The sequence below is a fragment of the Neptuniibacter pectenicola genome (assembly GCF_001597735.1).
Taxonomy (GTDB): domain Bacteria; phylum Pseudomonadota; class Gammaproteobacteria; order Pseudomonadales; family Balneatricaceae; genus Neptuniibacter; species Neptuniibacter pectenicola.
Genome location: NZ_LUTS01000014.1, coordinates 46,201 through 56,810 on the forward strand (window position 1 = coordinate 46,201; position 10,610 = coordinate 56,810).

The following is a 10,610-nucleotide window of genomic DNA, read 5'->3' on the forward strand; positions in this document are numbered from 1 at the left end:
ATCAATGGCTGTTATATAGCGATTAGCCAATAAACCAAGGTAAACAGAACCAAATATAGATCGTTAGCTCAGATAATTGCTGACAACAGCCTAAACAGTCGCCGGTATAACCGTCGATCCATGTACGAAAATAGGCACCAAGCCATAAGGTGAGCGCTAGAAGGGGGATGAGTATGCTGATATATGCGAAGGGGCTAAATGCTAAACAGAGGAAGGCCGGCAGGAACGCAATGGCTAAATCGAAGCGGGTCATCTTTCGTGTTGTCATCCCCTTTGCTTTGCTGCCCTCTTCAAGGCCTGTGTAATGTTCCCGGTAGATAATGATAAGGGGGAAAAAACGGCTAAGGCAGTGTGCGGTGATAATGGTGAGGACTGTCTCTTGTAAATTAAGCAGCGCATTATATTTAAGTAATAACGCCATGAGCAGTGCAATTACCCCATAGCTGCCTAACCTTGAATCTTTCATGATGGTCAATATGCGCTGTTTTTCCCATCCGCCACCGAACCCATCAATGCAATCGGATAGGCCGTCTTCATGTAAGGCGCCACTCATCCAGATACTGGCTGCTATCGATAAAATAACGGCGATGCTTTCAGGGAAAATAAATGTACCGAGCCAGTAAATTAGCGCAGTATAAAAGCCTATTAATAAACCGATCCATGGTAAGTAACGGTTTGATTCTGCTTGATTTTCGGCAGAATATTCAACCCATTTAGGGGCGCTGAACCGGGTGTAGTATGTCAGTGCGTTAAAAAAAATATGTAGCTGGCGAGGGTATGATTTCATTACACTATAGGATCCAGATAAGCCAAAACCGTTATTAAGTACCATAACGCTATATACATTATGGGTGCCATAACGGGTTAATTCTACTGTATTTATTCTGTTTGCACAGAACAAGGTTGAACTCGCAAATGATTGAAGAGCATAAATTTGCCCCTTTTGTACGAATTTTAGGTAAAGGCAAAACAGGAACGCGTTCATTAACGCGTGAAGAAGCCGCCGAAGCGATGGGAATGATTCTGGATGGATTGGTGAGACCGGAACAGCTGGGGGCTTTCCTTATGTTGTTGCGTGTTAAAGAGGAAGCACCCGAAGAGTTAGCGGGTTTTGCTGATGCTGTGCGCGCACGTTATGCCGCGGATAGACAGGTCCAAACCGATTTAGATTGGTCTACGTATGCCGGTAAGAAAAATCGACACCCATGGTATCTACTGGTGGTGCTGTGTTTAGCTAGCCATGGTTATAAAATTTTTATGCATGGTGCTAAAGGCCATACACCGGGTCGTATCTACCTTGAGGATATGTTGTATCTGTTTAACCTTAAGCCTTGTGATGACTGGGCAGGGGTTGAGTCTGAGCTCAGTCGTGTTGGCTTTGCTTATATGTCTATTGACCGCTTCTGCCCGCCGTTGGGTGAGATTATTCAGTTGAGGCCAATCTTGGGCTTACGCTCGCCGGTACATACCTTGTGTCGTATGTTAAACCCCTCGGATGCTGCTAACAGCATTGATGGTGTCTTTCATCCTGCTTATGGCCCTATGCATCAGCAAACGGCACAGTTGCTGGGTGAGCAGCGTAACCTTACGGTAAAAGGTGATGGTGGTGAGGCTGAGATTCGACCGGATGCTGAATGTTTACTGCAATGGGTTGAGAACGGTGAGCTAACCGAATATGAGTGGCAACGGATTGTAGCGAAACGTTTTGTTAAAGAAGATAAATTAGATCCGCAAACATTACTGGCCGTATGGCAGGGTGATACGCACCACGAATACGGCGAAAAAGCGATTCTGTCGACGATGGCTGTTGTTTTAAGGTTGTTAGGTGAGGCGGGTGAGGTCGATACGTTGCTTGCGCGTGCCGAGGCACTCTGGCAAACACGTAAGGTCGACCTGTTTCGTTAAGGTGTAGCAAAGCGCCGTTAGTCGCGGCGCAATTTATCCGATACCGCAATCGGTGATGGAAAGTTAAAGATCACTACATAACTTGAAAGGAGGAAGGTTAAAATAGCTGTCGCTTGTATTAAATGCGACGCTTCCTCGCCAATCATCATTGATCCTGCAGCAATATAAGCGATCAGTAGTGAAAACTCACTGATCTGGCCCAATCTGAATCCCACCTCCCAGCCAATGGCTGGCGACTCACTAATATGGCTTAACAGAAAACGGAAGATTATCGGTTTTAAGCTTAGGACTAACAACGCTAGGATAACCGCAGGGATCGCAATTAAGCCGACCAGCGCTAAGTTAAAGCTGGCGCCGATAGAGAAAAAGAATAGGATTAAAAAGAAGTCACGTAGCGGTTTTAAACTGGTCGCAATGTACTGCGCAATCGGACTGGTTGCGATTGAAACGCCAGCAACAAACGCCCCTATCTCTGCCGATAAACCCGCAAGGTTAGCCAGCTCGGCTAGACCAAGGCACCAGCCGATCGCCAAAAGAAAGATATATTCATGGAACCGATCAAATCGCTGTATGAGTTTTAATAAGATAAATTTTACAAAGACAAAAGCGCCTAAAATAAGCAGTGGTAGTGCGACCAGTGTTTTTGCGAATTTAATCATGGTTTCGGAATCACTGCTATCGCCTGTACCGCTATAGAGAAACAGCAGCATCATAATGGCGATAATATCTTGCAGTAATAAAAGGCCGACAACGAGTTCACCTGTGTGGCGGTGATGTAAGACGGTGGTTGGCAGTAACTTGATGCCGATGATCGTGCTAGAAAACATTAACGCGATGCCGATAATCATGCACTCTGTTTGGGTGTACCCAAAACTGAAGCCGACGGCGTAGCCTATGATGAAAAATAAGACCGAGCTGCCGATCGCGACTAAGGTTGCCTTTTTTAGCATATGGATCAGATGGGACGGTTGCATATCAAGGCCGAGTAAAAACAAGAGAAAAATAATGCCGACATGTGAGATGTCGGTGAGCAGCTTAGTATCTGTCACCATTTGAAGCCCATAAGGGCCTAAGCATGCGCCTAGGGCAATATAAGCGACCAGCAGCGGCTGGCGAGTGTAAAGAGCAAGCGAGGCAATAATGGCCGCACCCGTAAAAATTAAGAAAAATGAAAAGACCACCGACTGTTCAGCCATAAAAAAGATCCTTGCTCGGTACTGATAATTAACGTGCGTTATAAACGAAGGTGTTCCGATGTTAGGCGCAATTAGCTTAAATAGGGGAGCGACTTATTATGCTAATACGGCGTTAGGCTCCATTAAGATATTGATTACAATTTGATCTGTTGCCAGCGCTGTTGTCGCCAAATGTAGATAAAAACAAGCGATGATAAGGCGCGATAAAGTAATTGAATCATCCAGATTCCAATCAAACCATACCCAAGCGCGGGGCCAAACAACCAGGCTAGGGGGAGGTAAAAACCCCATAAACCGCAGGTTGATATAATAAATACTATACGATTTGCGCCGACACCAAACAATGCTTGAGTTAATACAATTGCCGCCGCATCAAGGCATATGGCCAAAGCGGTTATCTGTAATGGCAATACAGCTTGCTCTATGAGTGTATTAGATTGTAGAAATAAACTCAGGATTATTTCCGGGATGAACCATAAAGGTAAACTCAGTATCACCATAAAGACGAGCGCAGTTTTTAATACATCCCAGCCCCATGTTAATGCAATCTGCTGTTTGCCTTCTCCTAATGCGTGACTCACCAGTGATGTGGATGCAACGCCAAGGCCGACAGCCGGTAAGATCAGGAATAGAGATAAGTTGATTAATACATGTGCAATCGCTTGCTCGCCCGTACCGAGTCGTCCGATGATCCAAATAAGCACACATATAGATAACGCTAAAAACAACTGCTGAAGGGAGTGGGGGATGGACAGCTGTAGTAGTTTCGAAAGCTCAGAGGCGCTGCCCGCATGCCAATGGAATAGGCCTGCTGTTTTTGCATTTTTATAGACCAATACGGCATTAATCAGTGCACCGGAGACCAACGCAATCGCTGAGCCTAACCCCGCGCCGGGTGCCCCCATTTGTGGTAAGCCTAAATGGCCAAAAATAAGACAATAGCTCACCACAATATTTAGGCAATGGGTGAAAATCAGCACTTTAAAATAAGTCCCCGGTGTTTTATTACCGTTCCACCATCCGCGAAAGGAGAGGTTCAGGCCAATGGCGCACATCGCTGCCGTACGGTAATCAAAATAGGATGAGGCGATATCCTGAACGGCGGAATCGTCTGACATCATCGACACAAAGAGGTCCGAATAATGGATGTAGACTACACTCAGCGGGAGCGCAAAAAATAACGATATGAGTAACCCCCAGTGAACGGGGCTTGCGGCAACATGATGCTGACCTTGGCCGCGATTACGCGCCACAAGCGTTTGTACGCCCGAAGATAAGCCGAGGATTAAACTGATGGCAACAAAGTTGGCGTAACTGCCAATGCCTACGCCGGCAAGGGAGGCTTCGCCCAACTGACCTACTAAAGCCGCATCGATCAGATTAATTACACTTTGAGACAACATGCCAGCAATGATCGGTAGGCTGAGAGCAATAATAGTTTTCTGTCGAATAAATGCAGACATAAAGGTTGGGCGCAAAAGGTGTGATTCTAACAGAACTCTGGGTGTTAAAGGTGAACAAATAAACAATTAACGAATGGATAGAATTATCGTAATAGATTAGCTTATAATTAATTTTGATTAATAGTTGATCAATTTACTCAGGAATAGTTTGGGTGTATCCTAGAGCTAATTAAAGTGTAGGCTTAACATACAGGACATCGTATGAATATTACCGTTACAGAAACGGCTGAAGATTATCTAGTAGAACTTCTTAGCAAGCAAGATGTTGAAGGAATGGCTGTGCGTATGTTTGTCACCCAGCCGGGCACCTCGTATGCAGAAACCTGTTTAGCATATTGCCGTCCAGATGAAATCATTGAAGATGACGAAATCATGGAGCTAACTAAACTTCGTTTTTATGTTGAAAAAAACAGTGTGCCATACCTAGATGAAGCGCATGTCGATTTCTCTAAAGACCGTATGGGTGGTCAGCTGACCATTAAAGCGCCTAATGCTAAGGTGCCTAAAGTCTCGGCAGACAGCCCAATCGCAGAACAGATTAATTACATACTCTACTCCGACATTAACCCAGGCCTTTCTTCCCACGGTGGTGAAGTGAAGCTGATTGAGGTTGTTGAAGAGGAGCAGGGACATATTGCTATTCTCCAATTTGGCGGTGGTTGCCAAGGTTGTAGCGCTGTTGATATGACCCTGAAAGACGGGGTTGAAGCAACCTTGGTTGAGCGTATCGCTGATTTGGTTGGGGTACGTGATGTAACCGACCATAGTGTGCGTGAAAACGCATACTACAAGTAACATATAATTAAAAAGGGGAAGGTTGCTTCCCCTTTTCAATTGTCTCTGTCCTAAGATGCTGTTATAAAATAAAAATGCTTCTAATATCTATAACCTTCAACACACGCTAAACGCAGTATTATTTTGATCTTTCTGGTTGCATTTATATAGAAACACCCCCATGTAATCATTAATCGTTTATCGCGTATTCAAAGAATTTCTCCGCAGAGCATCGCGGACCTGTTTTATGAGGCTATTGCTGCATGACTCAACATGACGAATCACAGTCACAAGTAATCGAATTGCCCGTACTCCCGTTACGGGATGTCGTTGTTTATCCGCACATGGTAATCCCGCTTTTCGTTGGCCGGGAAAAGTCCATTGATGCACTTGAAGCAGCAATGTCAGGCGAAAAAGAGATCCTATTGGTTGCTCAGAAGAACGCTTCTGATGATGAGCCTTTAGCTGATGATCTGTTTGAAGTGGGAACGGTTGCTAGCGTACTCCAGATGTTGAAACTCCCCGATGGGACAGTCAAAGTGCTGGTCGAGGGTGATTATCGTGCCACCATCCACAGCTTACATGAGGATGACGGGTTCTTTACCGCCCAAGCATCGGTGTTACCTGTCGAAGCGCTGACTGAAGTCGAAGATGCGCTATACAAGCGTACGGTACTTGAGCAGTTTGAACGTTTTGTTCAGGTCAACAAAAAAATCCCTTCAGAAGTCCTTTCCTCTCTACAAAATATCGATGATGTGGGACGTTTGGCAGACACCATTGCTGCCCACATGTCATTAAAATTAGTTGAAAAGCAGCAGATTCTTGAGATGCTTGGCAACAAAGAGCGCCTTGAACATCTGATGGCGTTGATGGAATCTGAAATTGATCTGGTCGAAGTTGAAAAACGTATTCGGGGCCGGGTTAAAAAGCAGATGGAGAAAAGTCAGCGCGAATACTATTTGAATGAGCAGATGAAGGCCATTCAGAAAGAGCTGGGCGATCTTGATGAGTCTGGCACTAATGATATGGATGAGCTTAAAAACCGTATCACTGACGCTAAAATGCCTCAGGAAGCGTTTGATAAGACCATTGCTGAATATAATAAGTTAAAAATGATGTCGCCGATGTCTGCGGAAGCAACCGTGGTACGTGGTTATATAGATTGGATGCTGTCTATTCCATGGTCTAAGCGTTCAAAAGTACGTCATGACATGAAGCGTGCGGAGACGATTCTTAATCAGGATCACTATGGCCTCGAAGAGGTTAAAGACCGTATTCTTGAATACCTCGCTGTTCAAAAGCGTGTGAAAAAACTTAAAGGACCTATTCTGTGTCTTGTGGGGCCTCCAGGTGTGGGTAAAACCTCCCTTGGGCGTTCTATAGCGCGGGCCACAAACCGTGAATATGTGCGTATGGCCTTAGGTGGTGTACGTGATGAAGCGGAGATTCGTGGTCACCGTCGTACCTATATAGGTTCAATGCCGGGTAAGCTATTACAGAAAATGGCTAAGGTCGGGGTTAAGAACCCGCTCTTCCTTTTGGATGAAATTGACAAGATGGGTATGGATCAGCGGGGCGATCCAGCATCGGCTTTGCTTGAAGTGCTCGACCCAGAACAGAACTCCAGTTTTAATGACCACTATCTAGAAGTTGATTACGACCTCTCTGATGTTATGTTTGTGTGTACATCAAACTCCATGAACATTCCTGGCCCTCTGTTGGACCGTATGGAGATCATCCGTATTCCGGGTTATACCGAGGATGAAAAGCTAAATATTGCGCGTAATTATCTTGTTGATAAACAATTTAAAAATAATGGCTTAAAAACGGGCGAAGTAGAGATTACAGATAGTGCCATTACGGGACTTATCCGCTACTATACGCGAGAAGCCGGTGTTCGTGGTCTTGAGCGTGAAATTGCTAAAATATGCCGTAAGGTTGTTAAAGAACTAGCACTTTCGAAAAAGGCAGGTACTATCGTCGTTGGTAACGACCAACTTGAACATTATAGCGGTGTACTGAAACATAATTTCGGCATTGCAGAAGAGCAGGATCAAGTGGGTTTAGTGACCGGCTTAGCTTGGACGCAAGTGGGTGGCGACATCCTTAGCATAGAAGCGGCTGTGGTGCCCGGTAAGGGACGTCAAGTGACCACCGGTAGTCTAGGCGATGTAATGAAAGAATCGATTCAGGCTGCGTTGACCGTCGTGAGAAACAGAGCGGCGGCTTTAGGTATCGCACCTGACTTTCATGAGAAGCATGATATTCATATACATGTACCTGAAGGCGCGACACCCAAAGATGGGCCAAGTGCTGGTGTAGGTATGTGTACTGCTTTAGTATCAGTTTTAACCAATATCCCGGTTAGAGCAGATGTGGCAATGACCGGCGAAATAACACTTCGCGGACAAGTTTTACCGATTGGCGGATTGAAAGAAAAACTGCTTGCAGCGCATCGTGGAGGAATAAAAACTGTTCTTATTCCTAAAGAAAATGAGCGTGATTTGAAGGAAATTCCTGACAATATCAAAGCAGATCTAGATATTAAGGCGGTTAAGTGGATTGATGAAGTTTTAGAGATCGCACTTAAATATCAGCCGAAGCCAATTGAGCAAGAAGTAGATGAGGTTGTAGCAACAAAAGAAAAGCCCGAAAAAACTGAGTCGGGACAAATAAAGCCTCATTAGCGTTCATAAGGGGTAGAAAGGTTCGTAAGTTGTCTTGACACCGCTTTCTACCGCTTGGTATAAATGCTTACCATCTTGCTGGGCATGGATTACGAAAACTAAAAATAACGATCTATTAAAGGGGAACAATGTGAATAAGTCTGAACTGATCGACGCTATCGCAGCTTCAGCCGATATTCCTAAAGCAGCTGCTGGTCGTGCACTTGATGCGACTCTTGAAGCAGTGACTGGTGCACTACAGAACGGAGACTCTGTAGCACTTGTAGGTTTCGGTACATTTTCTGTAAAAGAGCGCGCAGCTCGTACAGGTCGCAATCCGCAGACAGGCAAACCAATTGAGATTGCCGCTGCTACACTGCCAACGTTTAAACCTGGAAAGGCTTTAAAAGACGCAGTTAATAAGTAAGATCTGATCGCGTCACGATCTTACTTTAAGGAGCGGTAGTTCAGTTGGTTAGAATACCTGCCTGTCACGCAGGGGGTCGCGGGTTCGAGTCCCGTCCGTTCCGCCAAAAAATCAAGAAAGGCGCATTCGTTTAGAATGCGCTTTTTTTGTGTAAAAAAAATGGTCAGGGGTTTACAGGCATAATGCTACAGTCCATTCGGGATAACTCTCAGGGAATCATCGCCAAGATTATTGTTGGTTTGATTGCAGTTACTTTTGCTTTATTTGGTGTTGAGTCGCTTGTTAGTTTAACTGCTGGCAGCAATTCACCGGCAACGGTTAATGGCGAAGAAATTAGTCAACAAGATCTTATTCAAGGTGTTCAGTTACAAAAACGCCAAATGCTTTCTCAAATGGGAGAAGATGCAGATCCAGCATTGCTTGATGATAATTTAATCAGCAACATGGTGCTGGAAGGGCTTATCGAACAGTCAGTTCTTGTGCAATCGGCAACCGATCAGGGATTAAGTTTCTCTGATGCTATGATTGATCAATTAATTCTGACAACACCAGATTTTCAACAAGATGGGCAGTTTAACCGTGCGCAGTTTGAAGCTGTGCTACGTAACGCCGGTCTGACACCAATGATGTATCGTAATTTGGTGCGCAAGGAAAAGGTAACAGAACAAGAACGTGCTGCGTTTATGCTCTCTGCTTTTACACTCCCTTCCGAGCTAAAAACCATCGCTCAACTGGACAGCCAAACGCGGGATCTACGTTATTTCACCTTACCTGCTGAATCAGTGCGTGCATCAATAGAGGTGAGTGATGAGGAAATAGCAGATTACTTTGATAAGCATCGCACCGAGTTCTTAACCGATGAGCAGGTGGCTATCGAGTATCTACTACTTGAACGTGATGTGTTGGCAAGTGAAATAACAGTAACGGATGAGCAGCTACAAAACGCTTATCAGTTATTAGTCGATACTTTCCAAGCACAAGAGCTTCGCCACTCTGCTCATATTCTAGTTGCCATCTCGGATGAGCAAGATGATGCAGCGGCTAAAGCAAAAGCGGACGCACTTGTTGAGCGTCTAGCTGCGGGTGAGGCATTTGAAGCCTTAGCGAAAGCCGAGTCTGATGACCCAGCTTCCGCTGAAATGGGCGGTGATTTAGGTGTTAATGCAAAAGGTGTTTTCTCTAGCGAATTTGAAGGTGCTTTATTTGCATTGGAGAAAGGACAAACTACATCGACACCAATAAGAACAGAGTTTGGTTATCATATTATCAAGCTGATTGATGTCGAAGAGACTGAAACACCAACCTTTGCTGAAGCGAAAGCGGATCTTGAAAATGATCTACTGACTCAGTTATCTGAGGAAGCTTATGTTGCTCAGTTAGAGCGTTTAGCGGATATCTCATTCTCATCGGGTGATCTAGTTGAACCGTCAGAAACACTTGAGCTGGAGATTCATAAAACCGATCTCTTTGCACGTAGTGGTGATGAAGACGAAATTACGGCCAACCCTAAAGTGCTAAGTGTTGCCTTTGATGGTGAGCTTATTAAAGAAGGTTTAAACAGCACGCCTATCGAGCTAGATTCTGGTCGTGCGGTTGTTCTACGCGTTGTGCAGCATGAGTTGCCTCGTGAGAAAACAATTGATGAAGTATCGGCAAATATTAAAGATACGTTAATTGACGAGAAAGTATCTCAGGCATTGACTGCTCAAGCAGATGGGATAATAGCAAAACTTAAGCAGGGCGAGTCGCTAGAGAACGTTGCTTCTGGTGCGACAGTCATGACGCTTGCGGGCGTTGCCCGTAGTCAGCAGGACCTAGCGCAAGAGTTACGTACTGCAGCGTTTAAACTGCCTAAGCCCGCAGCAGATAGCATCAGCTATACTGCGGTTGATATGCTAGATGGTAGTAAATCAATCTTAGTGCTCGATAACGTTATCGATGCTGAAATTGATCTTAAGCCAGAAGAAATTAGCTATATGAGCATGATGCTGAGTAACCGTAAAGGTCAGCAAGATTATCAAGATTATATAACTCAGCTAAAAGAGAAGGCTGAAGTCGAACGTTTATAATTTTGTATACGCTAAAAAAAACCACCTTCGGGTCACTGCTGTCCCACAGTTTTGGATGGTAAATGAAAAAGCCTGAGATCCACTGGTAAACTGTTGTTACCACACACCAG

Annotated in this window: 8 protein-coding genes and 1 tRNA gene; 6 read left to right on the forward strand and 3 right to left on the reverse strand. The window is 44.8% G+C overall.

Annotated elements, in window-relative coordinates; all coding sequences use genetic code 11:
• Positions 1 to 22: 22 nt before the first annotated feature.
• A complete protein-coding gene (locus tag A3773_RS15080; RefSeq protein ID WP_075109589.1) occupies positions 23 to 787 on the reverse strand; it encodes an adenosylcobinamide-GDP ribazoletransferase in 765 nt (254 codons plus the stop codon).
• Positions 788 to 915: 128 nt separating this feature from the next.
• On the opposite strand from A3773_RS15080, the gene A3773_RS15085 reads away from it, so the two are divergent.
• Complete coding sequence (locus A3773_RS15085) at positions 916 to 1,905, forward strand: glycosyl transferase family protein (RefSeq protein WP_067987680.1); 990 nt, start codon at positions 916 to 918, stop codon at positions 1,903 to 1,905.
• Between the two features lie 17 nt (positions 1,906 to 1,922).
• Here the strand turns inward: A3773_RS15085 and A3773_RS15090 are convergent, their stop codons facing one another.
• Together A3773_RS15090 and A3773_RS15095 are read right to left on the reverse strand one after the other, a co-directional pair.
• On the reverse strand, positions 1,923 to 3,101 hold the full coding sequence (locus A3773_RS15090) for a cation:proton antiporter domain-containing protein (RefSeq protein WP_067987683.1): 1,179 nt from the start codon (positions 3,099 to 3,101) through the stop codon (positions 1,923 to 1,925).
• A gap of 134 nt (positions 3,102 to 3,235) precedes the next feature.
• Positions 3,236 to 4,564, reverse strand: coding sequence for an MATE family efflux transporter (locus A3773_RS15095; protein ID WP_067987686.1), 1,329 nt, complete (start codon positions 4,562 to 4,564; stop codon positions 3,236 to 3,238).
• A 201-nt stretch (positions 4,565 to 4,765) separates the two neighbouring features.
• Here A3773_RS15095 and nfuA point away from each other — a divergent pair, with 201 nt between their 5' ends.
• The 5 genes from nfuA (at position 4,766) to A3773_RS15120 (ending at position 10,500) form a co-directional block, all read left to right on the forward strand.
• Positions 4,766 to 5,359, forward strand: a complete 594-nt coding sequence (gene nfuA / locus A3773_RS15100) for a Fe-S biogenesis protein NfuA (protein ID WP_067987689.1) — start codon at positions 4,766 to 4,768, stop codon at positions 5,357 to 5,359.
• A gap of 242 nt (positions 5,360 to 5,601) precedes the next feature.
• On the forward strand, positions 5,602 to 8,025 hold the full coding sequence (gene lon / locus A3773_RS15105) for an endopeptidase La (protein WP_067987692.1): 2,424 nt from the start codon (positions 5,602 to 5,604) through the stop codon (positions 8,023 to 8,025).
• A 130-nt stretch (positions 8,026 to 8,155) separates the two neighbouring features.
• Positions 8,156 to 8,431: an HU family DNA-binding protein gene (locus A3773_RS15110; RefSeq protein WP_007020114.1), complete on the forward strand. Its 276-nt coding sequence runs from the start codon at positions 8,156 to 8,158 to the stop codon at positions 8,429 to 8,431.
• Between the two features lie 29 nt (positions 8,432 to 8,460).
• Positions 8,461 to 8,537, forward strand: a tRNA-Asp gene (locus tag A3773_RS15115).
• A 76-nt stretch (positions 8,538 to 8,613) separates the two neighbouring features.
• A complete protein-coding gene (locus A3773_RS15120; protein WP_067987695.1) occupies positions 8,614 to 10,500 on the forward strand; it encodes a SurA N-terminal domain-containing protein in 1,887 nt (628 codons plus the stop codon).
• Positions 10,501 to 10,610: the final 110 nt, after the last annotated feature.